Genomic DNA, 26,916 nt, shown 5'->3' with positions numbered 1-26,916 from the left:
GTCCGGTGTTCGGACGGGGGCCCTTCGCCGTGCTCCCGGCTGGATAGGGTGGGCCCACCACTGTCCTACGACGACCAGGAGCGGCTATGAGCGCTGTGACCCCCGCTGGAGGCGACACCGCGGCGGGCCGTTCCTGGCCCGCCCTGCTCAACGGCCTGCTGGACGGCCGGGACCTCACCGCGGACGACACCGCCTGGGCGATGGACCTGATCATGCGCGGCGAGATGACCGACGCGCAGATCGCCGGATTCGTGGTCGCGCTGCGGGCCAAGGGCGAGACCGTGGAGGAGATCGCCGGCTGCGTCCGGGCCCTGTACGAGCACGCCAACGTGATCGAGGTGCCGGGGCCGACCGTCGACATCGTCGGGACGGGCGGTGACGGCGCGAAGACGGTGAACATCTCCACGATGTCGTCGATCGTGGTCGCCGGCACGGGCGCCAAGGTGGTCAAGCACGGCAACCGAGCCGCCTCCTCGGCCTCGGGTGCCTCCGACGTCCTGGAGAAGCTCGGCGTCAATCTGGAGCTGACGCCGCAGCGGGTCGCCGAGGTCGCCGAGGAGGCCGGCATCACCTTCTGCTTCGCCGTGAAGTTCCACCCGGCCCTGCGCCATGTGGCCGCCGCGCGCGGCCAGCTGGGCATCCGGACGGTGTTCAACTTCCTCGGTCCGCTGGCCAACCCGGCGAAGGTCAAGGCGCAGGCGGTCGGGGTCGCCGACGCCCGGATGGCGCCGATCATGGCGGGGGTCTTCGCCGAACGCGGCTGCTCCTCGCTGGTCTTCCGCGGCGACGACGGCCTCGACGAGCTGACCACCACATCCACCTCCCGGGTGTGGATCGTGCGGGACGGCACGGTGACCGAGGAGGCCTTCGACCCCCGGGACGTCGGCATCGACCTCGTCCCCGTGGAGGCCCTGCGCGGCGCCGACGCCTCCTACAACGCGGAAGTCGCCCGGCGTCTGCTGGACGGCGAGCAGGGGCCGGTGCGGGACGCCGTCCTGCTCAACTCGGCCGCCGCGCTGGTGGCCCTGGAGCCGACCTCGGCGCCGCTGGCCGAGCAGCTCCGCGCCGGGATGGAGAAGGCGGCGCAGTCCATCGATTCCGGGGCCGCCAGGGGCGTCCTGGAGCGCTGGGTCGCGGTCAGCAACGCCTGAGCGGGCAGCTCGCCGTCCCGCCATCCGGACTCGGGTTGCGGGACGGCGATCACCTCGCGTACGTTCCTGTCCAGGTCATGAGTGACAGCCATCAGGCCCCGGCCGGCTGTCCGGCAACCCTCCGTCCGTGGCGGGGTGCCCCGGGTGAAGACCAGGCCGTAGGCAGCGAGGTCTACGGCAAGCGCGGACCCCTCGCGACACCAGGGGTCCTGGTCGTCGAGGAGTCTTCCGTGAGCAAGCGAATGCGCTAGGGCCGCAGAGCCCCGCCTCCGCAATCTCCTTTCTCCTTGTCCCACGCTCGAGCCGGGTGCGCTCGCGTGGTGATCTCCACCTGCCTTCACGGGAGTTCAGCCATGTCCGTCTCCACCGCTGCCGTCGCCCCGTCCGTTTGTGCCCCGCTGCCCGTTCTGGGCCGGGATGTCACCGTCCCGCTCGTCACCGGCGGCGAGGTCACCTACGCCGCGCTCGACTACGCCGCCAGCGCGCCGGCGCTCCAGCGGGTCTGGGACGACGTGGCGGCCTACGCGCCGTACTACGGCAGCGTCCACCGCGGCGCCGGGTACCTCTCCCAGCTGTCGACCGACCTGTTCGAGAACGCCCGGAAGACGGTCGCCGCGTTCCTCGGCTGCCGGGAGACGGACCAGGTGGTCTTCACCCGGTCGACCACCGACTCGCTCAACCTGCTGGCCCGGGCGCTCCCGGCCGGCTGCCAGGTGTTCGTCTTCGAGACCGAGCACCACGCCGCACTGCTGCCCTGGCAGCACGCGCGGGTCACCTGCCTGGACGCCCCGCGCAGCCCCCGGCAGGCCGTGGAGATCCTGGAGCGCGCCCTGGCCGACCGGGACCCCTACGGCCCGGCCCTGGTCTGCGTCACCGGCGCCTCGAACGTCACCGGCGAGCTGTGGCCCGTACGGGAGCTGGCCGCGGCCGCCCACGCGCACGGCGCGCGGATCGTGCTGGACGCCGCCCAGCTCGCCCCGCACCACCCGGTGAGCGTCCGGGACCTGGACGTCGACTGGGTCGCCTTCTCCGGGCACAAGCTGTACGCCCCGTTCGGCTCCGGGGTGCTGGCCGGCCGGGCCGACTGGCTGGGCGCGGCCGAGCCGTACCTCGCGGGCGGCGGCGCCAGCCGCACGGTCTCCCGGCGCGCGGACGGGGGAGTGGAGGTGCAGTGGCACGACGGCGCCGCCCGGCACGAGGCCGGCTCGCCCAACGTCATCGGCGCCTACGCCATCGCCTCGGCCTGCAAGGCCCTCACCGAGGCCGGGTTCGACACGCTCGTCGCCCGCGAGCGGTACCTGATCGGCAAGGTCCGCGCGGGTCTCGCCGAGGTGCCCGAGGTCAGGGTGCTCTCCCTGTTCGGGGACGACGCCCCGCGCGTCGGTGTGCTGTCCTTCGTCGTCGAGGGCTGGAACAGCTCCCACTTCGCCGCCGCGCTCTCCGCCGAGTACGGCATCGGCGTACGGGACGGCCTGTTCTGCGCCCATCCGCTGGTGCGCGCGCTGCTGGGCAGCGACCCGCAGACGCAGGGCGAGTGCGGCGCCCCCGAGGCGGCGCCCGGCGAGAAGTCGCTCAACGCGATCCGGGTGAGCTTCGGGGCGGGGACCCCCGACGAGCACGTCGACCGCTTCCTGGCCGCCGTGCGGGAGCTCGTGCGCGACGGGGCGCGGTGGACCTACCGCACGCAGGACGGGCGGTGCGTGCCGGACACCTCCGCCTGAGTCCTCAGCTGTCCAGGCCGATGGCGAACGCGGCCTCCAGGTCGTGCTGCGAGTAGGTGCGGAACGCCACGTGGGTGTCCGTCGCCTCCACGCCCGGGATCTTGCTGATGCGGCCGGGGATCACCTCGGCGAGGTCCTCGTGCCGCCGCACCCGGACCATGGCGATCAGGTCGTACGTCCCCGTGACGGAGAAGACCTCGCTGACGCTGTCCAGCGCGGCGATCTGCTCCGCGATCTCGGGGATCCGGTCCACGCTGGTCTTGATGAGGACGATCGCGGTGATCACGGCTGGTTCTCTCCCTCGGACGCCGGGGCCGGTGCGGGCCTCACTCTAGTCGCCGGGCCGAAGCGGACCCACGCGTAGGCGAAGCCCAGGCCGAATCCCACCAGGTGCGCCAGGTACGCCACCTCCGGCCCCTGGGAGTCCCGCCCGGCCGCCACCCACTGCAGCACCGCCCAGAAGGGCAGCACGAGCCACGCCGGGAACCGCACCGGCAGGAAGAACAGGAACGGCAGGAGACTGGTCACCCGGGCCCGGGGGAACAGGTACAGGAACGCGCCGAGGACCCCCGAGATCGCCCCGGAGGCACCGACCAGCGACTGCTCGGAGTCCGCGTCGGCGACGGCGTAGCCCAGCAGGGCGAGGTAGCCGCAGCCGACGTAGAACAGGGTGAACCGCAGCCGGCCCATCCGCTCCTCGGTCATCGCCCCGAAGACGAAGAGGAACAGCATGTTGCCGAGCAGGTGGACCCAGCTGCCGTGGACGAAGAGCGCCGTGGCGGGGGTGAGGGCGGCCCCCGAGGACCCCTCGAACAGGTCTGCGGGGATCACACCCCAGCGCCGGAAGTAGGCGCGCTGGGCGGCGAGCAGCTCGTCGCCGGTGCCGTGCTCCGCGCCGAGGCCGGAGGCCGGGGAGAGGACGAAGAGCAGGCAGCAGGCGGCGATCAGCGCGTACGTCACGGGCGCCGACGGCCCCCTGCCTTTCCCCGCCGCCCTGCCGGAGGCGAACCGGACCCGGACCTGTGACGCGCTCCACTTGCCGATCATGGACACAGAGCATGACGTACCGGGACGCAGGGCGACAGAACGCCTCGCCGCCGTGGACGGGCGGGCGGGGAGCAGCCGCCAGGCCGTAGGGTTACGAGCCACACGCACCGGGGAGGCCGGTGGCGTCACGGACACTGGAAGAAAGCGAACAGTCACGATGACGGTTCCCCTGCCGACCGCCACGACGCGGTGGCGCTGCACCCTGTGCGGCAACCTCACGCGCTTCGACGTGACCCGCTCGGCGAAGGTCGTCGAGTACGTCCACCTCGACCTGGCCGGCGAGCCGAAGGTGGAGGAGCGCGAGGTGCTCAGTGAGACCATCGAGTCGGTGCGCTGCCGGTGGTGCAACGCGGTGGACCAGGTGGAACTCGTGGACAGGCCGGGTGCCGGCTCCTGACGGGGAGCGGGCCCCGCACGGTATTGGGGTGTGACGGATGGCGGAGACACAAGGCGGGGGGCCGGGCGACGGCGCCGCTGAGGTGCTCGACCGTCCGCTGCCCGACGGGGTGCGCCGCAGGGTCGTGCAGATCGTCTCGGACGGCTTCGGCGCGCTGACGGTCGCCGAGCTGCCCGCGCAGCTTCGGCAGTACGCCCGGTTCGCCCCGAACCGCCGGGCCAAGTTCGCCGGCAACGCCATGGCCGCGGCGCTGGAGACCGACCCGTTGTTCCGGCAGCGCATCGGGGAGAAGCTCAGAGAGGCCCAGCCGGAACTGGCCGGCGCCCTGGACTCCGGCTCCCCGCCTCCGGCCGCGGACCCGCTCGACGTGGCGGCCGCGGCCTATGTGCTGCGGCCCGCCGATTGGGTCAAGCTGGTCACCGCCGCCGGCGAGGAGGCCCAGCGGGCGGACGCCGAGCGCGCCGACGAGGAGAACCGGGCCGAGCTGGAGCGGCTGCGCGCCGAACTCGCCCGGGCCCGGGAGCAGGGCAAGGCCGAGACCGAGCGGCTGCGCGGGGAGCTGGAGACGGCCCGGAAGGAAGCGGAGTCGCTGCACCGCAAGCTCCGCGCCGCCCTCAGTGACGTCAAGCGCGGTGAGGCGGCGCTGCGCAAGGTCCAGAGCGAGATCGAAGCCGTCCGCGCCGAGGGGCAGGCCCAGGTGTCGGCGGCCGAGAGCGAGACCCGGCGCCTGAAGGCGCGGCTCGGGGAGACCGAGGCCGCCCTGGAGGCCGCGCGCCGGGCGGCCCGGGAGGGGCGCAGCGTCGAGGACATGCGGGTACGGCTGCTGCTGGACACCGTGCTGGACGCCGCCCAGGGGCTGCGCCGCGAGCTCGCGCTGCCGCCGGTGTCGATGCGGCCCGCCGAGACCGTGGACGCCGTGGAGCCGGGCCGGATGACCCCGAAGGACATCGCCGCCCGGGCCCTGTCCGAGGACGATCCGGCCATTCTCGACCAGCTGCTGGCGCTGCCGCAGGCCCATCTGGTCGTCGACGGCTACAACGTCACCAAGACCGGCTATCCGCAGATGCCGCTGGAGAAGCAGCGCCTGCGCATTCTCGGCCAGCTCGCCCAGCTCGCCGCCCAGACCGGCGCCGAGGTGACGTGTGTCTTCGACGGGGCGGAACTGGCCGCGCCGGTGCTGCTGGCGCCGCCGCGCGGGGTGCGTGTGCTGTTCTCCAAACCGGGCGTCACCGCCGACGAGTTGATCCGCCAGCTGGTGCGCGCCGAGCCGCCGGGCCGCCCGGTCATCGTCGCCTCCACCGACCGCGAGGTCGCCGACGGAGTGGCCCGGGCAGGGGCCCGTCCGGTGGCGTCGGCGGTGCTGTTGAAGCGGTTCTCCAAGGCCTGAGGGTTACGTCCCGGTCAGCGCCCCGGGGAGCTGTTCGCAACGTACAGGGCTCTTGCCCGGATTCACCCCCTCTGTGGGCGACGTTGCGTCAAAGCCGTCTCACGTCGTGTGAGTTGCGTGTAAACAATGGGACCAGCGAGGGCATTTTTTCCGCTGAGGATTTGATCTGATCACAGCCGGGTCACTAGGGTCTGCCTCCGAACCTCCGCTCGGGTGTTCGCTCGCAAGGGGTGAGTGACGGCGGAGGGAACCGCCCGCCGGCGTGTCGGTAGGCGGCTGGAGGAAGAAGGAGCTCGCCTTCGTGGCGTCCCACCGTCGTCCCAAGCAGCCGAGCCGCGCACGTGTGACCGTGCTGTCCACCGCTGCCGCCGCTGCCGTCGCCCTTGGTTCGCAGGCCGCCAACGCCGCGCCCAGCGAGAAGCCGAGCAAGGACGAGGTCAAGGCCAAGGTCGACAAGCTCTACGAAGAGGCAGAGCAGGCCACCGAGAAGTACAACGGGGCCAAGGAGAAGCAGGAGAAGCTCCAGAAGGAGATCTCCACCATCCAGGACAACGTCGCCCGCGGCCAGGAAGAACTCAACGAGCTGCGCGACAGCATCGGCCTGGCGGCCGCCGCCCAGTACCGCACCGGCACGATCGACTCGTCCCTCCAGCTCTTCCTGTCCTCTGACCCCGACGACTACCTGGACAAGGCCTCCACCCTCGACCAGCTCAGCAGCCAGCAGGTCGAGGCGTTGAAGAAGATCCAGGAGAAGCAGCGCGAACTCGCCCAGGAGCGCGCCGAGGCCGCCGACAAGCTCAAGGACCTCGCCTCCACCCGGACCGAACTCGGCAAGAAGAAGAAGGAAGTCCAGGGCAAGCTCGCCGCCGCGCAGAAGCTGCTCAACAGCCTCACCGCCAAGGAGAAGGCCGAACTCGCCGCCGAGCAGGCCCGGGCCAGCCGCACCAGCGAACGCGACGCCCTCAGCGACGACGTCCCGCCCGGCTCGGGCCGCGCGGCCGCCGCCTTCGCCGCCGCCCAGAGCAAGATCGGCTCGCCGTACGTCTACGGCGCCACCGGCCCGTCCTCCTTCGACTGCTCGGGCCTGACCTCCTGGGCCTACGCCCAGGCCGGCGTCTCCATCCCGCGCACCTCCGAGGCGCAGTCCCAGATCGGCACCAGGATCTACTCGGTCAAGGACCTGAAGGTCGGCGACCTGGTGTTCTTCTTCAACGACCTGCACCACGTGGGCCTGTACGCGGGCAACGGCCAGGTGCTGCACGCCCCCCGCACCGGCACGGTCGTGCGCTACGAGTCGATGAGCACCATCGGCGGCCCCTTCATGTGGGGCGTGCGCGTCTGACCCCCCGCCGGGCCGCCCCCTGCGGGCGACTCCAAGATCAGGACACCGTGTCCGCCGTTCGGGGGATTCCCCTCGTGGCGTCGTGACCCCACGCCCCGCCGATGACCTGCGTCAGCGGCGGGGCGTCACCGTGTGTACCCACGACGGTCGTTGGTCGGCACCCCACCGCGGGGCTACTGTCTGCCGCGTTTCCAGTCCGCCAGCGGAAGGAGAGCGGCTTCCCGTGGGGTCCCATCGCCGCCTTGCAGCATCCGGTCTCGACCGGGGCACCCATGTCGCGGTCAGCGTCCTGTCCCTCGCGGCGGCCCTGCTGGGCGCCGTACCGGCGCAGGCCGCGCCGCACGACGACACCCGTGCCGAGGTGGACCGCCTCTACGAGGAGGCCGAGAAGGCGACCGAGGCCTACAACAAGGCAGACGAGCGCACCGACGCACTGCGCGAGGAGATCGGCACCGCCCAGGACCGCATCGCCCGCCGGCAACAGCGCGTCAACACCATGCGGGAGGCGCTGGGTTCTCTCGCCGGCGCCCAGTACCGCTCCGGCGGCCTCGACCCCTCCCTCGCGCTGCTCTTCTCCGACGACCCGGAGGACTACCTCGACAAGGCCTTGGTCCTCGACCAGATCAGCGCCCGCCAGGCCGGCGAGCTCAGGGACCTCGAGTCGGCCCTGCGCGAACTCGGCCAGGAACGCGCCGAGGCCGCCCGGAAACTGCGCGAGCTGGAGCGCGGCCGCAGGACGGTCGCCGCCCACAAGAAGACCGTCGAACGCAAACTCGCCGCGGCCCGGCGCCTGTTGAACTCCCTGCCGGACGACGAGCGCGCCGCCTACGAGCGCGCAACCCGCTCCGCCGGACGCCTCGGCATGCCCGGCCTCGGGGACACCGGCGCCCCGGCCTCCGGCCGTGCGGCCGCCGCCGTCGCCGCGGCCCGCTCCGCGCTCGGAAAGCCGTACGTCTGGGGCGCCAACGGCCCGAGCGGCTTCGACTGTTCGGGCCTGATGCAGTGGTCGTACGCGCAGGCCGGGGTCTTCCTGCCGCGCACCTCGCAGGCCCAGCGGTACGCGGGCCGCCAGGTCCCGCTGTCCCAGGCGCAACCGGGTGACCTGGTCATCTACCGTTCCGATGCCAGCCATGTCGGGATGTACGCGGGCAACGGCCAGGTGATCCACGCGCCCTACCCGGGCGCGCCGGTGCGCTACGACCCGGTCGGGATGATGCCGGTCTCGTCGGTCACCAGAGTCTGACCTGCCCGTACCCTCGGAAAGGTGGCAGGGCGAGGGCGGGTGCCGGGATCAGCGGTGGTGGCGGTGTGCCTGCTGCTCGTCTCCCTGGTCGCCTGCGGCGGCGGGCCCGGCGCCGACGCCGCCGGCGCCGGCGTGCAGCGCACGCTGGACCGGCGGGCGGCGGCCGTCCTCGGCCACGACCGGGCGGCCTTCCTGCGCACCGGCGCGCCGGGCTGGTTCGACCGCCTCCGCGAGATTCCGTTCGCCGACTGGTCCTACCGCCTGACCGCCCTGCACCGCACCGGCGACCGGGCCACCGCCGACGCCGAACTGCGCTACCGGATCCAGGGCTACGACAAGGCCCCGGTCACCGCCGGCCGCGTGCTGACCCTGAGCCGGGGCGCGGACGGGCAGTGGGACGTCGACGCCGACCGGCCCGCCCGCACGTCCGCCCAGCAACTGTGGGACCAGGGGAAGGTGACGGTCGTCCACGGCACCCGCGGCCTCGTCCTGGGCGTCGGGCAGTCCCGCCTGGCCCTGCGCGGCTACGCGGACCTGGCCGACCGGGCGGTGCCCGCCGTGTCGGACGCCTGGGGCACCGACTGGCCCCGGCGGGTCGTGGTCGTCGTGCCGAAGTCGCTGCAGGGCATGGCGGCGCTGCTCGGCTCACCGGCCTCCTCCTACCGCGGGATCGCGGCGGTCACCACCGGCGAGGTCGGCACCCCGGACCGGGCGCCCGCGGACCGGATCATCGTCAACCCGGACGCCTACGGGCTGCTCGGCGCGCTCGGCAGACAGGTCGTCCTCACTCACGAGACCACCCATGTCGCCACCCGCGCCCACACCGGCCCCGCCACCCCGCTGTGGCTCTCCGAGGGCTACGCCGACTGGGTCGGCTACCGCGGCAGCGGACGCACCCCGGCCCAGGCCGCACCCGAGCTGGCCCGTGCCCTCGCCCGGGGCGAGGTGCCGCAGCGGCTCCCGGACGACGCGGACTTCGGCTTCTCCGGCGACGCCGGCCGGCTCGCCCGGGCCTACGAGAGCGGCTGGACGGCCTGCCGGCTGATCGCCGAGCGCTGGGGCGAGGCCCGGCTGGCGGAGTTCTACCGGGCCGTCGGGGCGCACGAGAAGCGGGCCGGGGCGGTCGAGGACGCCCTGCGCGAGGTGCTCGGGACGACACCCGAGGCGTTCACCGCGCGGTGGCGGGCGTACCTGCGGGAGCGGCTCGGGTCAGTCGGCCCGCCCGCTTGAGGCGGGGCGGCCGGGCCGGCGGCGGTGCGTCAGGAGGAGACCGGGGTCTCGCTGGAGCGGGCCGTGTGAGGCGGCAGGGGAGCGGGGGTCCTGGGCGGGACCGTGGCGCGCCACAGTGTGCGGGCGGCGGTGAGGGTGGCGGCCACCAGCAGGCCGTTGCGCACGACCAGGAGCGTGATGCCGAGCGCGTCGCTGGCCACCACGTTCGCGAAGTAGACCGGGAACTCCAGCACTGTCACGAACGCGGCCGTCAGGACCAGCGCGACCGGCAGCCGCATCCGGCTGGCCCGGAAGCCCAGGCAGACCGCCGCCAGGCCGACCAGCCACACCAGGTACTGCGGGCTGATCACCCGGCTCGTGGTGGTGAACATCAGCACCGCCACGAACGCCGCGTCGGCGACCGTGTGCGCCTCGAAGCGGCCGGCCAGCAGCCGCCACAGCAGCAGCCAGCCGCACGCCGCCCCGGTCAGGAACAGCGCGGCCGTGCTCACCACGTCCACGTACGGGCCGAGGAACTCGACCGAGCCGTAGTGCAGCAGCACCTGGCCGTCCCAGCCGTGGTGCCGGGCCACGTGGAAGACGAGCGCGCCGAGCGACTCCACCTCGGTGCCGCGGTCCCGCTGGAAGGTCAGGAACGCGAACCCGCCCGGCATGGCCACCGCGAACAGGGCGGCGAGCCCCGCCGCGGTCAGCAGGGCCGCCGCCCAGGAACCGCGCCGGCGGACCCCGAGGAGCAGCATCGCCGGCCACACCTTCAGCAGCGCCCCGAAGGCCGCCAGCGCGCCCATCGCGCGGGGGTGCCGGGCCCCGGCGAGCAGCGCGGCCACCGCCACCGCCGTCACCATCACGTCGTAACGGGCGTAGACGGTCGGGCCGAGCAGCGGGACGCCCACCACCCACACCCAGGCCCCGCGCAGCGTCCGGTCCGGGCGCCGGCCGGCGTACAGCAGCAGGGCCAGCGTCACCAGGTCGGCCAGGCAGCACAGGACGAAGAAGGCCGTCGCGTAGTCCAGGAACGGCAGCAGCCCGGGGGAGAGGATCGCCAGGGCGGCGCCCGGCGGGTACTGCCAGGTCACGTCGTCCAGCGGGAACGTTCCGGTGCGCAGGACGCCGTACCAGCCCTGGTAGATCACCGACACGTCGCTGGTGACGTCCGGGCCGGGGAAGACGTACACCTTGAGCACGCACAGCAGGAGCAGCAGTCTCGTCAGTACCCAGGTGACCAGCAGGGCCGCCAGGGACCGCCGCACGCCCGTCGTCTTCACGTGATCCCTGCCCGTCCGTGTGCCGTCTTGATGGGGCCATGATGTCCCGGGCGGCTGTGCGCGTGCCACAAGGGCCACCGGCACGGGCGGTGCGCCGCCGTTTCGGTAGGGTCGGCGGCGATGCACAAGACGCTGATCGTGACCAACGACTTCCCGCCCCGGCCGGGCGGCATCCAGGCCTTCCTCCACAACATGGCGCTGCGCCTCGATGCGGACAGGCTCGTCGTCTACGCCTCCACCTGGAAGCGGACCCGCGAGGGCGTCGAGGCGACCGCCGCCTTCGACGCCGAGCAGCCCTTCACCGTCGTACGCGACCGTACGACCATGCTGCTGCCCACCCCGCAGGCCACCCGCAGGGCCGTCGGGCTGCTGCGCGAGCACGGCTGCACGTCGGTGTGGTTCGGGGCGGCGGCCCCGCTCGGGCTGATGGCACCGGCGCTCAGGAAGGCGGGCGCCGAGCGGATCGTGGCCACGACCCACGGGCACGAGGCCGGCTGGGCGCAACTGCCCGCGGCGCGGCACCTGCTGCGCCGCATCGGGGAGTCCACCGACACGATCACCTACCTCGGCGAGTACACGCGTTCCCGGATCGCCGGCGCGCTGACCCCCGAGGCCGCCGCACGGATGGCGCAGCTGCCGCCCGGGGTCGACGAGAAGACCTTCCACCCCGCGTCGGGCGGCGCCGAGGTCCGCGCCCGGCTCGGTCTCACCGACCGGCCGGTGGTGGTGTGCGTCTCCCGGCTGGTGCGCCGCAAGGGGCAGGACACCCTCATCCAGGCCATGCCGCGCATCCTGGCGGCCGAGCCGGACACGGTGCTGCTCATCGTCGGCGGCGGGCCGTACGAGAAGGAGCTGCGCCGGCTCGCCCACGACACCGGCGTCGCGGCCTCCGTACGCTTCACGGGCCCGGTGCCCTGGTCCGAGCTGCCCGCCCACTACGGCGCCGGGGACGTCTTCGCCATGCCGTGCCGCACCCGCCGGGGCGGCCTCGACGTCGAGGGACTGGGGATCGTCTACCTGGAGGCCTCGGCCACGGGCCTGCCGGTGGTCGCCGGCGACTCGGGCGGGGCGCCGGACGCGGTGCTCGACGGCGAGACCGGCTGGGTGGTGCGCGGCGGCTCCCCGCAGGAGGCGGCCGAGCCGATCATCGCCCTCCTGGGCGATGCCGAGCTGCGCCGCCGCATGGGGGAGCGGGGCCGGGAGTGGGTCGAGGAGAAGTGGCGCTGGGACCTGCTGGCGGAGAGACTGCGCACGCTGCTGTCCTGAGGGCGAACGCCCGGTCCCCTCGGGCGGCTCGGGCGGCCTACTTCGCGTAGATCGCCTCGATCTCGTCCGCGAAGTCCTTCGCCACCACGTTCCGCTTCAGCTTCAGCGACGGCGTCAGATGGCCCGACTCCTCGGTGAACTGGGTGGACAGGATGCGGAACTTGCGCACCGACTCCGCCTTCGACACCGCCGCGTTGCCGTCGTCCACCGCCGCCTGGATCGCCGCGAGCAGATCCGGGTCCTCGCGCAGCGACGCCGCGGTGGAGCCGGCCGGCTTGCCGTGCTCGGCGCACCAGCGGCCCAGGAACTCCTCGTCGAGGGTGACCAGCGCGCCCACGAACGGCCGCCCGTCGCCGACCACCATGCACTCCGCGACCAGCGCGTGGGCGCGGATGCGGTCCTCGATCACCGCGGGGGCGACGTTCTTGCCGCCCGCCGTGACGATGATCTCCTTCTTGCGGCCGGTGATCCGCAGGTAGCCGTCCTCGTCGAGGGTGCCGATGTCGCCCGTGTGGAACCAGCCGTCGGCCAGGGCCTCCGCGGTCGCGCCCGGGTTGTTCCAGTACTCCTTGAACAGGTGCTCCCCGTGCAGCAGCACCTCGCCGTCGTCGGCGATGCGGACCACCGAGCCGGGCAGCGGCTGGCCGACCGTGCCGATCTTCTGCCGGTCCCAGGGGTTGAAGGCGGTGGCCGCGCAGGACTCGGTCAGGCCGTAGCCCTCCAGGACCGTGAAGCCGATGCCGCGGAAGAAGTGACCCAGGCGCTCGCCCAGCGGGGCGCCGCCGGAGATGGCGTACTCACCGCGCCCGCCGAGCACCGCGCGCAGCTTGCCGTAGACGAGCTTGTCGAACGCCTTGTGCCTGATCTTCAGCCCGAAGGAGGGGCCCGCCGGGCTGTCCAGCGCCTTGCTGTAGGCGATGGCGGTGTCGGCGGCCTTGTCGAAGATCCTGCCCTTGCCGTCGGCCTGCGCCTTGGCGCGCGCCGAGTTGTAGACCTTCTCGAAGACGCGCGGCACGCCGAGGATCAGCGTCGGCCGGAAGGCGGCCAGCTCGTCGGTGAGGTTCTTGATGTCCGGGACGCAGCCGAGCTTGATCGGCGCCATCATCGGCGCGATCTGCACCAGCCGGCCGAAGACGTGGGCCAGCGGCAGGAAGAGCAGCACCGAGCACTCGCCCGTGCGGAACAGCGGACGCAGCCGCTCCACGATGTTGCCGCACTCGGCGAAGAAGCTGCGGTGGGTGAGCACACAGCCCTTGGGACGGCCGGTGGTGCCCGAGGTGTAGACGATGGTGGCCGGGTCGTCGGCCTTGGCGATGTTGCTGCGCTCCTCGACCGTCTCCTCGGTGACGTCCTGGCCGAGCCGCCCGAGCTCGTCCACCGCGCCGGCCTCGATCTGCCACACGTTCTTCAACGCGGGCAGCCGGTCGCGGACCGACTCCACGGCGGCGGCGTGCGCGGCCGACTCCACGACACAGGCGGTCGCGCCGGAGTCCCCGAGGATCCACTGCACCTGCTCCGGCGAACTGGTCTCGTACACCGGGACGGTGACCGCGCCCGCGCTCCAGATCGCGAAGTCCAGCAGCGTCCACTCGTACCGGGTACGGCTCATCAGGCCCACCCGGTCGCCCGGCTGGACCCCGGCGGCGATCAGGCCTTTGGCGGCCGCCCGCACCTCCGCGAGGAACGCGGTGGCCGTCACGTCCTGCCAGCTGCCGCCCACCTTGCGGGCGATGACGGCGACGTCCGGGTGCTGCGCGGCGTTTCTGCGGACGATGTCGGTCAGATTCCCGTCCGCAGGGACCTCGTACAAAGCCGGAAGGCTGAACTCGCGCAAGACTGCTGCTCCTCATAGGGCGCCGGCGCCACGACGTTGTGTGATGCGACGGTGCGGTCCAAGGCTCGGGCAAGTGCCCCGGGATTCACATGTCGCCTTCACATGTTGAAAACCAGAGCACGACTGGACTGCCCGGACGTTACCCGCCGGTATGGCTTCTTCGACAGGGGGGTCCGGCGAGATGTTCGCTGCGTCACACAGATGGGTGTTCCTGCGTGCACAGTAGTTCAGGGCCTTTCGTACTGGCCAGTAACCACGGGTCCGGGCGGCACTGTTCACACAGGCCGCGCCCCGCCTACCCTTGATCGCCATGGCACCCACACCCGCCGGACGGCGCAGGACCCGCGTCCACGTGGTCAGCGACGTGCACGGCAACGCCCGCGACCTGGCCAGAGCAGGCGACGGCGCCGACGCCCTGATCTGCCTGGGCGACCTCGTCCTCTTCCTCGACTACGCCGACCACTCACGCGGCATCTTCCCGGACCTGTTCGGCGTGGAGAACGCCGACCGCATCGTCGAGCTGCGCACCGCACGCCGCTTTGAGGAGGCCCGCGCGTTCGGCGCCCGGCTGTGGGCCGGCATCGGCCAGGACCGGGCCGCCGTCATCGAGAAGGCCGTCCGCAGGCAGTACGCCGAGCTGTTCGCCGCGTTCCCCACCCCGACGTACGCCACCTACGGCAACGTCGACATCCCGCGGCTGTGGCCGGAGTACGCCGGGCGCGGCACGACCGTCCTGGACGGGGATCGGGTGGAGATCGGCGGCCGGGTCTTCGGCTTCGTCGGCGGCGGGCTGCGCACCCCGATGCGCACGCCCTACGAGATCAGCGACGAGGAGTACGCGGCGAAGATCGAGGCGGTCGGCGAGGTGGACGTGCTGTGCACCCACATTCCGCCGGAGGTCCCGGAGCTGGTGTACGACACGGTCGCGCGCCGCTTCGAGCGGGGCAGCCGCGCGCTGCTGGACGCCATCCGCCGCACCCGGCCCCGCTACGCCCTGTTCGGGCACGTCCACCAGCCGCTGGTGCGGCGGATGCGGATCGGCGCCACCGAGTGCGTGAACGTCGGGCACTTCGCGGCGACCGGCACACCCTGGGCACTGGAGTGGTGACGCCCCGCAGGTGGGGGTGAAGTCGGCCGGTCACGTGCGCGGTAGCCTTCACGCTGCACGCAGGCGCGTTCCCACGCGCACGCACGCGTGCACCACGACCCCTTACCGGCCCGCATCTGGAGGAGCCACGGCGATGGCGGAACACACCAGCTCGAGCATCACCATCGAGGCGGCACCGGCCCAGGTCATGGGGGTGATCTCCGACTTCGCCCGCTACCCCGAGTGGACCGGTGAGGTGAAGGAGGCCGAGGTCCTCAAGACCGACGACCGGGGCCGCGCCGAGCAGGTCCGGCTCGTCATGGACGCCGGCGCCATCAAGGACGACCAGACGCTGGCCTACACCTGGACCGGCGAGCACGAGGTGTCCTGGACGCTGGTGAAGTCCCAGATGCTGCGCTCCCTGGACGGCTCCTACCTCCTCAGGCCGACGGGCACGGGGGCGACCGAGGTCACCTACCGGCTGACGGTCGACGTCAAGATCCCCATGCTCGGCATGATCAAGCGCAAGGCCGAGAAGGTCATCATCGACCGCGCGCTGGCGGGGCTGAAGAAGCGGGTGGAGTCGGGCGCGAAGTAGCGCCCGGGGGTGACGGCCGGGCTCGCGGTGATCCGTCTCACGGGGGACGGGTGGGGTGAGCCGGGCAGTGGTGGGGCGCGCGGGTAGCGTTCAGCCTCATGCGCACCCTCCTGATCACCGGCCCGGGCGGCTCCGGCCGTACGACCGTGGCGGCGGCCACCGCCCTGCAGGCGGCCCGGGCGGGCACGAGAACCCTCGTGCTGACCGCCGACCGCACCGACACCCTGGGCGCGGCCCTGGGAGTCGGGTCGGGTGCCGCCCCGGTGCGCGCCGCCGAGCACCTGACGGTCTGGCGGCCCGACGCCGGCGCCGCCTTCCGCGCCGATCTCGCCGCCTTCCAGGAGCGCGCCACCGCCGCCCTCGACCTCCTCGGCGCCACCCGCCTCGACCCCGAGGAGCTCACCCCGCTGCCCGGCGCGGAGGAGCTCTCTTTGCTGCGCGCGCTGCGCGACGCGGCCCTGTCGGAGGCGTACGACCTGCTCGTCGTCGACCTCCCGCCCGCCCCCCAGGCGCTGGCCCTCCTCGCCCTGCCCGAGGAACTGCGCCGCTACCTGCGCCGCCTGCTCCCGCCCGAACGGCAGGCCGCCCGCGCCCTGCGCCCCGTGCTCGGCCGGCTCGCCGGCGTCCCCATGCCGGCGCAGTGGCTGTACGAGACGGCGGCCCGCTGGGAGGTGGAACTCGCCGCGGTCGAGGCGGTCGTCGCCGACCGGAACACCGTCGTCCGGCTGGTCGCCGAGCCCGGCCCGTCCGGTGCCGACGCCGTGCGCACCGCCGCCCTCGGCCTCGCCCTGCGCGGCCTGGCCGTGGAGCGCCTGGTCGCCAACCGGGTGCTGCCCGACCAGGCCCCGGACAGCTGGCTCGCCGGACCCCTCGCCCAGCAGCGCAAGGTCCTGGAAGAGTGGCGGCTGTCGTACGACGTGGAGCCCGTCGCCCACCTCGGGCGCGACCCGCGGGGCGCCGACGACCTGGCCGCGCTCGCCGTGCCCGGCGTCCAGGACGAGGTCGCCCCCCTTCAGTGGCCCGTCACCGACCGGCTCGCCGAGGACGGCGTGCTCGTCTGGCACCTCCCGCTGCCCGGCGCCGTCCGGGAGGACCTCGACCTCGTCCGGCGCGGCGAGGAACTGGTCGTCACCGCCGGGCAGTTCCGCCGTGTCGTCCCGCTGCCGTCCGCGCTGCGCCGCTGTGCCGTCGCCGGCGCCGCCCTGCGCGACGGCGAGCTGCGCATCCGTTTCGCACCGGACCCGGAACTGTGGCCCCAGGGCCGCTGACGACGGGCCGGTGAACCCGGTACGCCCGTTCGGGTAACGTCGTAAGGACGAACCGTAGTCAGGAGTCCGTCATGAGCGAACAGCTCCCTCCGTCCGACGCCGCCGGGTACGAGGCCGACGACGAGGTGCGGGCGGCGAACGATCCCGACGCCTGGGCCGGCGCGTGCGCCGAGGACCTGGAGGCGGAGAAGGCCCGCCGCCGCGCCCGGTACGGACCGCCCCCGGGTTCGGCCGCCGAGGAGCTGAAGAAGCTCGTCGACGCGGTCGCCGACAAGCTCGACCAGTTGGCCGGGCCGGACTCGCCGCTGTTCGGCGGGGTCGCCGGGCCCGCCGCGCAGCAGGTGGTGCGGCAGGTCGTCCAGCAGGCCAAGGCCGCCGTCGAGCCGGTCATCGAGCGCAACCCGGACGTCTTCGACCACCTCGCGGCGGCCGGCAACGAACTGCTCGCCGCCTACCGCTCCGCCGTCCAGGCCCAGGAGAAGCGCTGGACCGCCCGCGCGTTCCAGGAGGAGCCGCGCGACGACCGGGGCGACGAGGGAACCGGCCCCGGGCAGCGCATCGACCTCGACTGACGGCCCCACCGGCAGGGCAGGCACCCGGAGCGCCGCCGGGGCCGCCCACGGTGCGGACGACGGGAACCCCACGGCAGGGCCTCGGGTACCGTTGGCCGTAGCGGGGCTCGACCGAAACTGAGGGATTCATGGGACTCACCATCGGCGTCGACATCGGCGGCACGAAGATCGCGGCCGGCGTGGTCGACGAGGAAGGCAACATCCTCTCGACCCACAAGGTGCCGACCCCGGGCACGCCCGAGGCGATCATCGACGCCATCGCCTCGGCCGTGGAGGGTGCGCGCGCGGGACACGACATCGTCGGCGTGGGCATCGGTGCCGCCGGCTATGTCAACCGCCAGCGCTCGACGGTCTACTTCGCGCCCAACATCGACTGGCGCAACGAGCCGCTCAAGGAGAAGGTCGAGGCCCGCGTGGGCCTCCCGGTGGTCGTCGAGAACGACGCGAACGCGGCGGCGTGGGGCGAGTACAAGTTCGGGGCCGGCAAGGGCCACCGCAACGTCATCTGCATCACGCTCGGCACCGGCCTCGGCGGCGGCATCATCATCGGCAACAAGCTGCGCCGCGGGCACTTCGGCGTGGCCGCCGAGTTCGGCCACATCCGCATGGTGCCCGACGGCCTGCTGTGCGGCTGCGGCTCCCAGGGCTGCTGGGAGCAGTACGCCTCCGGCCGCGCCCTGGTGCGGTACGCCAAGCAGCGCGCCAACGCCACCCCCGAGAACGCCGAGATCCTGCTCGGCCTCGGCGACGGCACGCCCGAGGGCATCGAGGGCAAGCACATCTCCATGGCCGCCCGGCAGGGCGACCGGGTGGCCGTCGACTCCTACCGCGAGCTGGCCCGCTGGGTCGGCGCGGGCCTGGCCGACCTGGCCTCCCTGTTCGACCCGTCCGCCTTCATCGTCGGCGGCGGCCTGTCCGACGAGGGCGAGCTGGTCCTCGGCCCAATCCGCAAGTCGTACAAGCGCTGGCTGGTCGGCGGCAACTGGCGTCCGGTCGCCGATGTCCTCGCCGCCCAGCTCGGCAACAAGGCGGGCCTGGTGGGCGCGGCGGACCTGGCCCGGGAGCCCGACCCGATCATGTGACGCCCCGAGGGGCGCGAGGCGGTACCCCCACGCGGCTCCGCCGCGTGGGCGCGGCCCACCACGACGCACCGGTGGTCGCCGACGCTCCTCGCGCCCCGAGCCATGAGGCGCCCCGGCGCCCCGGTCCGCGTACATTGACGGCATGGCAACCCCACCGCTGCCCAACTCCCGCACGGAAGCCGACGGTTCCGCCGTCATCCGCGTCCTGAGCTACAACATCCGTTCGATGCGCGACGACACCGCCGCCCTCGCCCGGGTGATCCACGCCTGCGCCCCGGACCTGGTCCTGCTCCAGGAAGCCCCCCGCTTCTTCCGCTGGCGCAAGAAGCTGGCCCGTCTGGCCCACGCCGCCGACCTCGTCGTCCTCACCGGCGGGGCCACGGCGGCGGGCCCGGCGATCCTCTGCTCGCTGCGGGCCACCGTCGAGCGCACCGAGGACGTCCTGCTGCCGCTCACCCCGGGCCTGCACCGGCGCGGCTTCGCGACGGCCGTCGTACGGTTCGGCGGCGCCCGGCTCGGCGTGCTCAGCTGCCATCTGTCGCTGCAGAAGGACGAGCGGTACGAGCAGGGCGGCATGCTCCTCGACCGCCTCGCGGGGATGGGCGTGGAGCACGCGGTGGCGGGCGGTGACCTCAACGAACGCCCGGACGGGCGCACCTTCCGCCGCCTGACCGAGGGCCTGACGGACTGCTGGGCCGCAGCGCCCTGGGGCGGCGAGTACACCTCGACGCCCGCCGACCCCCACCAGCGCATCGACGCCGTCTTCGCCACCAAGGGCGTCGAGGTGCTCGGCTGCGGGGTGCCGCTGGGCCACCCAGGGGTCACGGAGACGGACCTCGAGGCGGCCACGGACCACCTCCCGGTGCTGGCCGCCCTCAAGGTCCCCGCGGTGTAGCGCCGGGCCCGGCCGGGGTCAGACCACCGCGCCCCGGCCCGGGTCGTCCTCGTCCTCGTCGTCCGGCCTCATCCGCATCACCAGCGTGGCGATCCCGCCGAGGAAGCCGCCGAGGCACAGCGTCGCCAGCCACCAGGTCATGTCCCAGCCGAGCAGCACCGCGAGCAGCAGCAGCACGGGCGCGCCGAGCACCCCGAGCCAGGCGAACTTGGCGGTGGCGTCGGCCTCGGGCAGCGGCGGCGGCTCCGGCGGGACGAAGTGCCCCTCGTCGTCCTCGGCGAAGTCGTCGTCGGACGGCTCGGCCGGGGAGTAGTCGCGGGGGCCGACGCCGGGCGCGAACGCCACGGAGCCGCCCAGTGGCCGGACCGGGGCCGCGGCCGGCTTGTCGTCCGCGTCGCTGTCGTCGCCCCCGTCACCCCCGGGGCCCCTGTCGCCCTTGTCGCCCTTGTCGACCCTGACGTCCGTCCCGGCGGCGGGAACGACCCCGCCGTCCTCGTCGTCCCGGTCGTTGGTCGCGGCCTCCAGCAGCGCCAGGTCCTCCACCGGCTTGAAGGGCTTGATGCCCGGCGGGTCCGGTGGTTCCTCGCCGTAGCCGGCGACGATCGCCGCCCAGGCGGCCTCCTCGTCGAACGGGACGCCCTTCTCGTCCGGCTCGCGGTTCTCGCGGTCCTCACGGTTCTCGCGGTCCTCGCGGTCGGAGTCGTGCTCAGCCACCTGCGGTCGTCCCTTCCATGCCGAGAGCGGGCTCAGTGCCGAAGCCGGGTGCGAGCCGGCCGATGAACGCGAGGCTCTCCTCGAAGATCCGGTCCGCGTCATGGTCCAACGTGGCGACGTGGTAGCTGTGTTCCAGCAGCACCTCGGTGACGTCCGCCGAGGAGACCCGGCCGAGGATCCGGGCCGAGTCGGCCGGCGGCACCACATGGTCCTGCGGACTGCGCATCAGCAGCAGCGGCTGGGTGACCTGCGGCAGTTCGCGGTCCACGAGGCGCAGGAAGGCGCGCAGCGAGTGCGCCGCGTGCAGCGGCACCCGGTCGTAGCCCAGCTCCGCCGCCGACGGCTTGGCGATGTCGCTGGCGATCCCCTTCACCGCGGGCACCAGGTGCCGGACCACCGGAAGGGCGTGCGCGGCCAGGCCGTGCACCTTGTTCGCCGGGTTGACGACCAGGACACCGGCGACCGCGTCGCCGTGCCGCGCGGCCAGCCGCAGGGCGAGCGCGCCGCCCATGGACAGCCCGGCCACGAACACCGTCGCGCAGCGCCGGCGCAGGGCGCGCATCTCGCGGTCCACCTCCGCGTACCAGTCCTGCCAGCCGGTGATCCGCAGGTCCTGCCAGCGCGTGCCATGCCCGGGCAGCAGCGGCAGCGAGACGGTCAGACCGCGCGCGGCGAGATGCTCCGCCCAGGGGCGCAGCGACTGCGGCGAACCGGTGAAGCCGTGGCAGAGCAGGACGGCGACCTCGCCGCCCTCGTGGCGCAGCGGCTCGGCTCCGGCGAGGAGCGGCACCTTCGGTCTCCTGTTCGTCGAAAAGGGTCGGGGGAGGCGTGCGGGACCTTCACCGTACGCGACCGCACGGACACCGACCAGGGCCGTCGGCGCCTTCGGCGGCGTACCGGGTTAAGGTCTGATCTACAGACACAGGAGGCACTCGGTTGTTGTACGGCGCGATGAAGGTCACCGTCGGGGGGCCGCTGAAGCTCGCCTTCAGGCCCTGGGTGGAGGGCCTGGAGAACGTTCCGGCCGAGGGGCCCGCGATCCTGGCGAGCAATCACCTGTCGTTCTCCGACTCGTTCTTCCTGCCGGCCGTCCTCGACCGCAAGGTCACCTTCATCGCGAAGGCCGAGTACTTCACCACGCCCGGTGTGAAGGGCCGCCTGACGGCTGCCTTCTTCAAGGGCGTCGGCCAGCTCCCGGTGGACCGCTCCGGGGCGCGCGGTGCCGGTGAGGCCGCCATCAGGAGCGGCATCGAGGTGCTGGAGCGCGGCGAGCTGTTCGGCATCTATCCGGAGGGCACCCGCTCGCCCGACGGCCGCCTGTACCGCGGCAAGCCGGGCGGACTGGCGCGCGTGGCGCTGGCCACCGGCGCGCCCGTCATCCCGGTCGCCATGATCGACACGGAGAAGATCCAGCCGCCCGGCAAGATCATGCCCAAGCTGATGCGGCCCGGCATCCGCATCGGCAAGCCCCTGGACTTCAGCCGCTACCAGGGCATGGAGCACGACCGGTTCGTGCTGCGCGCGGTAACCGACGAGGTCATGTACGAGATCATGAAGCTCTCCGGCCAGGAGTACGTCGACATGTACGCGACCGCCATGAAGCGGCAGCTCGCGGAACAGGCCAAGGCCGGGCGGGAGGCCGAGAAGGCGGCGAAGGCCGCGCTCGCGCGGGCGGAGAAGGAACAGGCCGAGAAGGAGAAGGCCGCGAAGCGGCGGTCCGAGCCCTAGAGCCGGGCTTTCGGGGGGTGGGGGACGACGTGCCCAGGCGCGAGAAGGTCATCAGGATGTCGGTCGAGCTGCCGCTGTGGCGCGCGCTCACCGCCTACCGGGTGCTGACGATGCTGTATGCGATCGGGCTGTTCGCCACCGCGTACGACGCGTTCCCGCGCCCCTGGCTCGCCGTCGCCTACTACGCCGTGCTGTGCGGGTGGACCCTGGCCACCCTGCCCCGGGTCGCCAACGCGGCCCGCTGCACCAAGCGGTTCCTGGCCGCCGACCTCACCGTCGCGCTGGCCGGCATCCTGCTCACGCCCCTGGCCGACGCACCCGCGCGCGTGCAGGCGGGCGGCCCGACGCTGCCGTCGATATGGACGGCCGGTTCCGTGCTGGCCTTCGCCCTCAAGGGCGGCTGGCGCTGGGCGGCCCTCGCCTCCACCCTGGTCGCCGTCGCCAACCTGGCGGAACGCGGCAGCCCCGCCCGCGACACCGTGCACAACGTGATCCTGGTCTGGGTCGCCTCCATCGCGATCGGCTACGTCGTCGAGGTCGCCCGCGCCTCCGAGCGCACCCTCGCCCGCGCCCTGGAGATCGAGGCCGCGACCAGGGAACGGGAGCGGCTCGCCCGGGACATCCACGACAGCGTGCTCCAGGTGCTGGCGATGGTGAAGCGGCGCGGGGACGCCCTGGGCGGTGAGGCGGCCGAGCTGGGCCGGCTGGCCGGCGAGCAGGAGGTGGCGCTGCGCACCCTGGTCTCCGGCGGACTGGTGCCGGTCTCCCGGGTGTCGGAGGACGCCGCCGAGGGGGCCGTCGTACGGGTCGTGGACGAGGAACCGGACGGCGCGCCGCACGACGGGCCGGTGGACCTGCGCACGCTGCTCGCGCCGTACGCCGGTGCGAAGGTCAGTCTCGCCGAGCCCGGCGCGCCCGTGCCGTTGGCGCCGCACGCCGCCCGGGAGCTCGCGGCCGCCGTCGGGGCCGCCCTGGACAACGTCCGCCGGCACGCGGGCGAGCACGCGCGCGCGTGGATCCTGGTCGAGGACGAACCCGACGAGGTGATCGTCACCGTACGGGACGACGGCCCCGGCATCCCGGAGGGCCGGCTCGCGCAGGCCGAGGGCGAGGGGCGGCTGGGTGTCGCCCTGTCGATCCGGGGACGGCTGCGCGACCTCGGCGGCAGCGCGGATCTCGTCTCGGTGCCCGGGCAGGGCACGGAGGTCGAACTGAAGGTACCGAAGCACGCGAACGACCCGCAGGACGCACGGGGGAGGACAGGGAGCCGATGACGGACACCGCACCGGACGGACGGGACCCGATCAAGGTCATGGTGGTCGACGACCACCCCATGTGGCGCGACGCCGTCGCCCGCGACCTGGCCGAGTCCGGATTCGAGGTGGTCGCCACCGCCGGCGACGGCGACCAGGCCGTGCGCCGCGCGGCCGCCGCCGTACCCGATGTCCTCGTGCTCGACCTCAACCTGCCCGGCAAACCCGGCGTCCAGGTCTGCAAGGAGGTCGTCGCCGCCAACCCCGCGCTGCGGGTGCTGGTGCTGTCGGCGAGCGGCGAGCACGCCGACGTGCTGGAGGCGGTCAAGTCCGGCGCGACCGGCTACCTGCTGAAGTCGGCGTCCCCCGAGGAGTTGCAGGACGCGGTGCGCCGCACCGCCGCCGGCGACCCGGTCTTCACCCCGGGCCTGGCCGGGCTGGTGCTCGGCGAGTACCGCCGCCTGGCCTCCGAGCCCGCCCCCGCGCCCGACACCGGCGCACCCGACGCGCCCCGGCTCACCGACCGCGAGACCGAGGTGCTGCGCCTGGTCGCCAAGGGCCTGAGCTACAAGCAGATCGCCGAACGCCTGGTCATCTCCCACCGCACGGTGCAGAACCACGTCCAGAACACTCTCGGCAAGCTCCAGCTGCACAACCGCGTGGAGCTCGTCCGCTACGCGATCGAGCGGGGGCTCGACGACGAGTGAACCGGCGGGTGCGGCCTTGCGGTGACCTGTCTCACCGCTAGCGTGGGCCTCGAGCAGGACGTCGCGGCGAAGGGACACAGCCATGCGGGTCGGAGTACTGACCGGAGGCCGTGACTGCCCCGGTCTCAACGCCGTCATCCGGGCCATCGTCCGCAAGGGCGTCCAGGAGTACGGCTACGACTTCGTCGGTTTCCGGGACGGCTGGCTCGGGGCCCTGGAGGGGGACGCCGTCCCGCTCGACATCCGCGCGGTGCGCGGCATCCTGCCGCGCGGCGGCACCATCCTCGGCTCCTCGCGCACCGATCCGCTCAAGGAGGCCGACGGCGCCCGCCGCATCAAGGACAACCTCGCCCAGCGGGGAATCGACGGGCTCGTCGTGATCGGCGGCGCGGACACCCTGGGCGTGGCTGTGCGCCTGGGGCGGGAGCACGGGGTGCCGTGCGTCGGCGTGCCGAAGACCATCGACAACGACATGCAGGCCACCGACCGCACCCTCGGCTTCGACACCGCCGTCAACACGGCCACCGCGGCGATCGACCGGCTGCACACCACCGCCGAGTCGCACATGCGCGTCCTGGTCGTGGAGGTGATGGGGCGCAACGCCGGCTGGATCGCGGTCCACTCCGGCCTGGCCGGCGGGGCGAACGTCATCCTCATCCCCGAGCAGCCCTTCGACATGGACCAGGTGTGCGCCTGGGTGACGTCCCGCTTCCAGGCCTCCTACGCCCCCATCGTCGTGGTCGCCGACGGCGCCCGGCCGAAGAACGCCGACCTGGTGCTCCGGCACGACTCGCCGGGCGGCTCCGCACCGGTCCCCCTGTCCGGAGTCGGCGAGTGGCTCGCCAGGGAGATCGAGGCGCGCACCGGCAAGGAGGCCCGGACGACGGTCCTCGGCCACCTCCAGCGCGGCGGACCCCCCAGCCCCTTCGACCGCTGGCTCGCCACCCGCTTCGGCCTGCACGCCGTCGACTGTGTCCGCGACGGCGACTTCGGCACGATGGTCGCCCTGCGCGGCACGGACGTCGTCCGCGTGCCCCTCGCGGAGGCGACCACCCGCCTGAAGACCGTCGACCCCCGGCTCTACGAGGAAGTCGGCGTGTTCTTCGGCTGAGGCCGCCGCACGTACCCCGTCAACTCCCGCACGATCGCCGCCCCGTTCAGGGTGAGCACCGACTCCGGGTGGAACTGCACCCCCGCGAACCCGGTACCCCGCAGCGCGTGCACCTCCCCGTTCGCGGCCCGGCTGACCTCCACGCCGTGCGCGGCCAGCTCGGCGGCGGCCTCCTCGTCGCAGCGCGCCACGAAACTGTTGTAGAAACCGACGGTCTCCTGCCGCCCGAACAGATCGATCACCGTCTGCGCACCCTGGTGCGGCACGTCCTTGCGTACGATGTCCAGCCCCAGCTCCGCCGCGAGAAGCTCGTGCCCGAGACACACGCCGAGCACGCCGTGCCGGTGTGCCCCGAGGACCTCGGCGGTCAGGGCCCGCAGGAACCGCATCTTGGGGTCGGCCAGGTCGGAGGGGTCGCCCGGCCCCGGCCCCAGCACCAGCGGTCCCGCGTGCGCGAGCACCGCCTCCCGCAGGCCCGGCTCGTCGTAGCGGCGGACCGTCACCTCCAGGCCGCCGCAGCGCAGCATGTGCGCGAGCATCGCGGTGAAGGTGTCCTCCCCGTCGACGACCAGGGCGTGGCCCTCCAGCTCGCCGGACCGCTCCTGCATCCGCAGCCAGAACGGCGCCAGCGACGCCCGGCGCCCGTCCAGCGCCGCCCGCACCCGCGGGTCGTCGGCGAGCCGGGGCCGTACGGCCTCCCGGTGCGGCCGCTGCTCCCGCACCCCGAGCGCGGCCAGCACCCCGGCCGCCTTGGCGTGTGTCTCCGCGACCTCGCCGGCCGGGTCGGAGCCCCGGACCAGGGTGGCGCCGACCGGCACCCGCAGCCGCCCGGCCGCGTCGATGTCGGCGGTGCGGATGAGGATGGGGGAGTCCAGCGTCTGGGCGCCGCCCGCGTCCCGGCCCAGCAGCGCCAGCGCACCGGCGTAGTAGCCCCGGCCGCCGGTCTCGTACCGCTCGATCACCCGGCACGCGTTCTGCACCGGCGAGCCGGTGACGGTCGCCGCGAACAGGGTCTGCCTCAGCACCTCCCGCACGTCCAGCGAGGACTTGCCGCGCAGCTCGTACTCCGTGTGCGCGAGGTGCGCCATCTCCTTCAGCCGGGGCCCGACGACCACCCCGCCCCGGTCGCCGACGGTGCACATCATCTTCAGCTCCTCGTCGACGACCATCGACAGCTCCTCGATCTCCTTGCCGTCGGCGAGGAACCGCAGCAGGTGCTCGGGCGTCGGGCCGTCGGCCGGGTAGCGGTAGGTGCCGCTGATCGGGTTCATCACCACCGTCCCGCCCGACATCCGCACATGCACCTCGGGGCTGGCGCCGACCAGGGTCCGGTCCCCGGTGTGCACCACGAACGTCCAGTACGCGCCCCGCTCATCCGCGAGCAGCCGCCGGAACAGCGCCAGCGCGTCGGCCCGGGCGAACCCCGGGATCTGCCCCTGGTAGGTCCGCCGGATGACGAAGTTCGCGCCCTCGCCCCGCCCGATCTCGTCCCGCAGCACCCGCCCGACGAGCTCGGCGTACTCCTCGTCGGCGACGTCGAAGCCGCCGCCGGCGACCCGCACGGCGTGTGCCGGGAGCTGGGCGAGTGCGTCGGCCACCGCGATCTCGTGGGTCTCCTCGGGGGTCAGCACCAGCAGCGGTGTGCCGTCGTCGCGGACGTCGAAGCCGCGCTCGCGGATCTGCCGGAAGGGGACGAGCGCGAGGCCCTCGCCGGGCAGGTCGGCGAGGCGGTCGCGGGAGGTGACGGGGCCGATCAGCACCTCGACCCGGTCGTGGTCGTGGCCCGGGGTGCGGCGGCGCAGCAGGGCGAACGGACGGGGGTCGTCCAGCAAGCCGAGCAGGTTCATGGTCCGTGCTCCTTCTCTGACGGGGAGAGGAGCGGGCCGCCGGACACACCGAAGGCCGCCCCTCGGGCGGCCTTCGCGAGTCGGTGGGTACGCGCAGTCAGTGGGCCGCCGGAGAAGCGGTCCACCACCACATACGGGTCGAGTGCGCGAACATGCGACGCACTGTACCCG

At 73.3% G+C, this 26,916-nt stretch carries 26 protein-coding genes and 1 riboswitch; of the genes, 18 read left to right on the top strand and 8 right to left on the bottom strand.

The features are described 5' to 3' along the window. The first annotated feature begins 86 nt into the window (after positions 1–86). Both trpD and AB0K80_RS10425 read left to right on the top strand, forming a co-directional pair. Entirely contained in the window at positions 87–1,151 is a 1,065-nt protein-coding gene (gene trpD / locus AB0K80_RS10430) for an anthranilate phosphoribosyltransferase (RefSeq protein ID WP_365667866.1), read from the top strand. A gap of 73 nt (positions 1,152–1,224) precedes the next feature. Next, a riboswitch (SAM riboswitch) is annotated at positions 1,225–1,341 on the top strand. 163 nt (positions 1,342–1,504) lie between these two features. Beyond that, positions 1,505–2,872, top strand: coding sequence for an aminotransferase class V-fold PLP-dependent enzyme (locus tag AB0K80_RS10425; protein WP_365667864.1), 1,368 nt, complete (start codon positions 1,505–1,507; stop codon positions 2,870–2,872). 4 nt (positions 2,873–2,876) lie between these two features. Here the strand turns inward: AB0K80_RS10425 and AB0K80_RS10420 are convergent, their stop codons facing one another. Then, a complete protein-coding gene (locus AB0K80_RS10420) occupies positions 2,877–3,158 on the bottom strand; it encodes an Lrp/AsnC ligand binding domain-containing protein (RefSeq protein ID WP_365667860.1) in 282 nt (93 codons plus the stop codon). Then, positions 3,155–3,919, bottom strand: coding sequence for a rhomboid family intramembrane serine protease (locus tag AB0K80_RS10415; RefSeq protein WP_365667858.1), 765 nt, complete (start codon positions 3,917–3,919; stop codon positions 3,155–3,157). Before AB0K80_RS10415 ends, AB0K80_RS10420 begins: the two co-directional genes overlap by 4 nt. A gap of 157 nt (positions 3,920–4,076) precedes the next feature. Between AB0K80_RS10415 and AB0K80_RS10410 the strand changes: the two genes are divergently transcribed. The 5 genes from AB0K80_RS10410 (at position 4,077) to AB0K80_RS10390 (ending at position 9,518) form a co-directional block, all read left to right on the top strand. Beyond that, the gene (locus tag AB0K80_RS10410; protein WP_365667857.1) at positions 4,077–4,316 is read left to right on the top strand and encodes a hypothetical protein; all 240 of its coding nucleotides are present in this window, start codon (positions 4,077–4,079) and stop codon (positions 4,314–4,316) included. 37 nt (positions 4,317–4,353) lie between these two features. Next, complete coding sequence (locus AB0K80_RS10405) at positions 4,354–5,703, top strand: NYN domain-containing protein (RefSeq protein ID WP_365667855.1); 1,350 nt, start codon at positions 4,354–4,356, stop codon at positions 5,701–5,703. A 301-nt stretch (positions 5,704–6,004) separates the two neighbouring features. Beyond that, the gene (locus AB0K80_RS10400) at positions 6,005–7,045 is read left to right on the top strand and encodes an NlpC/P60 family protein (RefSeq protein ID WP_365667853.1); all 1,041 of its coding nucleotides are present in this window, start codon (positions 6,005–6,007) and stop codon (positions 7,043–7,045) included. A gap of 223 nt (positions 7,046–7,268) precedes the next feature. Continuing rightward, positions 7,269–8,288, top strand: coding sequence for an NlpC/P60 family protein (locus AB0K80_RS10395; protein ID WP_365667851.1), 1,020 nt, complete (start codon positions 7,269–7,271; stop codon positions 8,286–8,288). Between the two features lie 21 nt (positions 8,289–8,309). Next, positions 8,310–9,518, top strand: a complete 1,209-nt coding sequence (locus tag AB0K80_RS10390) for a hypothetical protein (protein WP_365667849.1) — start codon at positions 8,310–8,312, stop codon at positions 9,516–9,518. Positions 9,519–9,547: 29 nt separating this feature from the next. Here AB0K80_RS10390 and AB0K80_RS10385 read toward each other — a convergent pair whose 3' ends face one another. Then, entirely contained in the window at positions 9,548–10,783 is a 1,236-nt protein-coding gene (locus AB0K80_RS10385; protein ID WP_365667847.1) for a glycosyltransferase family 87 protein, read from the bottom strand. A gap of 120 nt (positions 10,784–10,903) precedes the next feature. On the opposite strand from AB0K80_RS10385, the gene AB0K80_RS10380 reads away from it, so the two are divergent. Continuing rightward, complete coding sequence (locus tag AB0K80_RS10380; protein ID WP_365667845.1) at positions 10,904–12,049, top strand: glycosyltransferase family 4 protein; 1,146 nt, start codon at positions 10,904–10,906, stop codon at positions 12,047–12,049. Between the two features lie 37 nt (positions 12,050–12,086). Here AB0K80_RS10380 and AB0K80_RS10375 read toward each other — a convergent pair whose 3' ends face one another. Then, positions 12,087–13,883, bottom strand: a complete 1,797-nt coding sequence (locus AB0K80_RS10375) for an AMP-dependent synthetase/ligase (protein WP_365667842.1) — start codon at positions 13,881–13,883, stop codon at positions 12,087–12,089. 352 nt (positions 13,884–14,235) lie between these two features. Here AB0K80_RS10375 and AB0K80_RS10370 point away from each other — a divergent pair, with 352 nt between their 5' ends. From AB0K80_RS10370 to AB0K80_RS10345, 6 genes are all read left to right on the top strand, one after another. Continuing rightward, positions 14,236–14,991, top strand: a complete 756-nt coding sequence (locus AB0K80_RS10370) for a metallophosphoesterase (RefSeq protein ID WP_365667943.1) — start codon at positions 14,236–14,238, stop codon at positions 14,989–14,991. 133 nt (positions 14,992–15,124) lie between these two features. Further along, positions 15,125–15,568, top strand: a complete 444-nt coding sequence (locus AB0K80_RS10365) for an SRPBCC family protein (protein ID WP_365667841.1) — start codon at positions 15,125–15,127, stop codon at positions 15,566–15,568. 98 nt (positions 15,569–15,666) lie between these two features. Then, a complete protein-coding gene (locus AB0K80_RS10360; RefSeq protein WP_365667839.1) occupies positions 15,667–16,836 on the top strand; it encodes an ArsA-related P-loop ATPase in 1,170 nt (389 codons plus the stop codon). Positions 16,837–16,907: 71 nt separating this feature from the next. Then, positions 16,908–17,408, top strand: a complete 501-nt coding sequence (locus AB0K80_RS10355; RefSeq protein ID WP_365667838.1) for a DUF5304 domain-containing protein — start codon at positions 16,908–16,910, stop codon at positions 17,406–17,408. Positions 17,409–17,536: 128 nt separating this feature from the next. Next, entirely contained in the window at positions 17,537–18,490 is a 954-nt protein-coding gene (locus tag AB0K80_RS10350) for an ROK family glucokinase (protein WP_365667836.1), read from the top strand. 142 nt (positions 18,491–18,632) lie between these two features. Continuing rightward, positions 18,633–19,385: an endonuclease/exonuclease/phosphatase family protein gene (locus AB0K80_RS10345; RefSeq protein WP_365667834.1), complete on the top strand. Its 753-nt coding sequence runs from the start codon at positions 18,633–18,635 to the stop codon at positions 19,383–19,385. 18 nt (positions 19,386–19,403) lie between these two features. On the opposite strand, the gene AB0K80_RS10340 is transcribed toward AB0K80_RS10345, so the two are convergent. Both AB0K80_RS10340 and AB0K80_RS10335 read right to left on the bottom strand, forming a co-directional pair. Continuing rightward, a complete protein-coding gene (locus tag AB0K80_RS10340) occupies positions 19,404–20,099 on the bottom strand; it encodes a hypothetical protein (protein WP_365667832.1) in 696 nt (231 codons plus the stop codon). Continuing rightward, positions 20,092–20,889: an alpha/beta fold hydrolase gene (locus AB0K80_RS10335; protein ID WP_365667830.1), complete on the bottom strand. Its 798-nt coding sequence runs from the start codon at positions 20,887–20,889 to the stop codon at positions 20,092–20,094. The genes AB0K80_RS10340 and AB0K80_RS10335 overlap by 8 nt, the downstream gene beginning before the upstream one ends. Before the next feature lie 161 nt (positions 20,890–21,050). Here AB0K80_RS10335 and AB0K80_RS10330 point away from each other — a divergent pair, with 161 nt between their 5' ends. The 4 genes from AB0K80_RS10330 to AB0K80_RS10315 all read left to right on the top strand — a co-directional run bounded on the left by AB0K80_RS10330 (position 21,051) and on the right by AB0K80_RS10315 (position 24,898). After that, positions 21,051–21,827 carry a lysophospholipid acyltransferase family protein gene (locus AB0K80_RS10330; RefSeq protein WP_365667941.1) on the top strand — a complete coding sequence of 259 codons (777 nt, stop codon included), beginning with the start codon at positions 21,051–21,053 and terminating at the stop codon, positions 21,825–21,827. Between the two features lie 29 nt (positions 21,828–21,856). Next, complete coding sequence (locus AB0K80_RS10325) at positions 21,857–23,101, top strand: DUF5931 domain-containing protein (RefSeq protein WP_365667828.1); 1,245 nt, start codon at positions 21,857–21,859, stop codon at positions 23,099–23,101. After that, complete coding sequence (locus AB0K80_RS10320) at positions 23,098–23,787, top strand: response regulator transcription factor (RefSeq protein ID WP_365667826.1); 690 nt, start codon at positions 23,098–23,100, stop codon at positions 23,785–23,787. Before AB0K80_RS10325 ends, AB0K80_RS10320 begins: the two co-directional genes overlap by 4 nt. Positions 23,788–23,869: 82 nt before the next feature. Continuing rightward, positions 23,870–24,898, top strand: a complete 1,029-nt coding sequence (locus tag AB0K80_RS10315; RefSeq protein WP_365667824.1) for a 6-phosphofructokinase — start codon at positions 23,870–23,872, stop codon at positions 24,896–24,898. Here the strand turns inward: AB0K80_RS10315 and AB0K80_RS10310 are convergent. Further along, positions 24,868–26,745: an anthranilate synthase family protein gene (locus tag AB0K80_RS10310; protein WP_365667822.1), complete on the bottom strand. Its 1,878-nt coding sequence runs from the start codon at positions 26,743–26,745 to the stop codon at positions 24,868–24,870. The genes AB0K80_RS10315 and AB0K80_RS10310 overlap by 31 nt on opposite strands. 97 nt (positions 26,746–26,842) lie before the next feature. After that, the gene (locus AB0K80_RS10305) at positions 26,843–26,899 is read right to left on the bottom strand and encodes a trp operon leader peptide (RefSeq protein ID WP_365667939.1); all 57 of its coding nucleotides are present in this window, start codon (positions 26,897–26,899) and stop codon (positions 26,843–26,845) included. Between the last annotated feature and the right edge of the window lie 17 nt (positions 26,900–26,916).

This window comes from Streptomyces sp. NPDC052682 (assembly GCF_040678435.1).
In the GTDB taxonomy this organism is placed as follows: domain Bacteria; phylum Actinomycetota; class Actinomycetes; order Streptomycetales; family Streptomycetaceae; genus Streptomyces.
The sequence above is the reverse complement of the archived record's forward strand: the minus strand, read 5'-3'. Positions and strand labels throughout refer to the sequence as shown.

What these genes read in the sequence shown, in the direction of transcription:
- trpD (WP_365667866.1), top strand. Translation starts at nt 87, where the DNA reads ATGAGCGCTGTGACCCCCGCTGGAGGCGACACCGCGGCGGGCCGTTCC.
- AB0K80_RS10380 (WP_365667845.1), top strand. Translation starts at nt 10,904, where the DNA reads ATGCACAAGACGCTGATCGTGACCAACGACTTCCCGCCCCGGCCGGGC.
- AB0K80_RS10345 (WP_365667834.1), top strand. Translation starts at nt 18,633, where the DNA reads ATGGCAACCCCACCGCTGCCCAACTCCCGCACGGAAGCCGACGGTTCC.
- AB0K80_RS10320 (WP_365667826.1), top strand. Translation starts at nt 23,098, where the DNA reads ATGACGGACACCGCACCGGACGGACGGGACCCGATCAAGGTCATGGTG.
- AB0K80_RS10415 (WP_365667858.1), bottom strand. Translation starts at nt 3,919, where the DNA reads ATGATCGGCAAGTGGAGCGCGTCACAGGTCCGGGTCCGGTTCGCCTCC.
- AB0K80_RS10330 (WP_365667941.1), top strand. Translation starts at nt 21,051, where the DNA reads ATGAAGGTCACCGTCGGGGGGCCGCTGAAGCTCGCCTTCAGGCCCTGG.
- AB0K80_RS10360 (WP_365667839.1), top strand. Translation starts at nt 15,667, where the DNA reads ATGCGCACCCTCCTGATCACCGGCCCGGGCGGCTCCGGCCGTACGACC.
- AB0K80_RS10365 (WP_365667841.1), top strand. Translation starts at nt 15,125, where the DNA reads ATGGCGGAACACACCAGCTCGAGCATCACCATCGAGGCGGCACCGGCC.
- AB0K80_RS10355 (WP_365667838.1), top strand. Translation starts at nt 16,908, where the DNA reads ATGAGCGAACAGCTCCCTCCGTCCGACGCCGCCGGGTACGAGGCCGAC.
- AB0K80_RS10410 (WP_365667857.1), top strand. Translation starts at nt 4,077, where the DNA reads ATGACGGTTCCCCTGCCGACCGCCACGACGCGGTGGCGCTGCACCCTG.
- AB0K80_RS10315 (WP_365667824.1), top strand. Translation starts at nt 23,870, where the DNA reads ATGCGGGTCGGAGTACTGACCGGAGGCCGTGACTGCCCCGGTCTCAAC.
- AB0K80_RS10425 (WP_365667864.1), top strand. Translation starts at nt 1,505, where the DNA reads ATGTCCGTCTCCACCGCTGCCGTCGCCCCGTCCGTTTGTGCCCCGCTG.
- AB0K80_RS10405 (WP_365667855.1), top strand. Translation starts at nt 4,354, where the DNA reads ATGGCGGAGACACAAGGCGGGGGGCCGGGCGACGGCGCCGCTGAGGTG.
- AB0K80_RS10350 (WP_365667836.1), top strand. Translation starts at nt 17,537, where the DNA reads ATGGGACTCACCATCGGCGTCGACATCGGCGGCACGAAGATCGCGGCC.
- AB0K80_RS10310 (WP_365667822.1), bottom strand. Translation starts at nt 26,745, where the DNA reads ATGAACCTGCTCGGCTTGCTGGACGACCCCCGTCCGTTCGCCCTGCTG.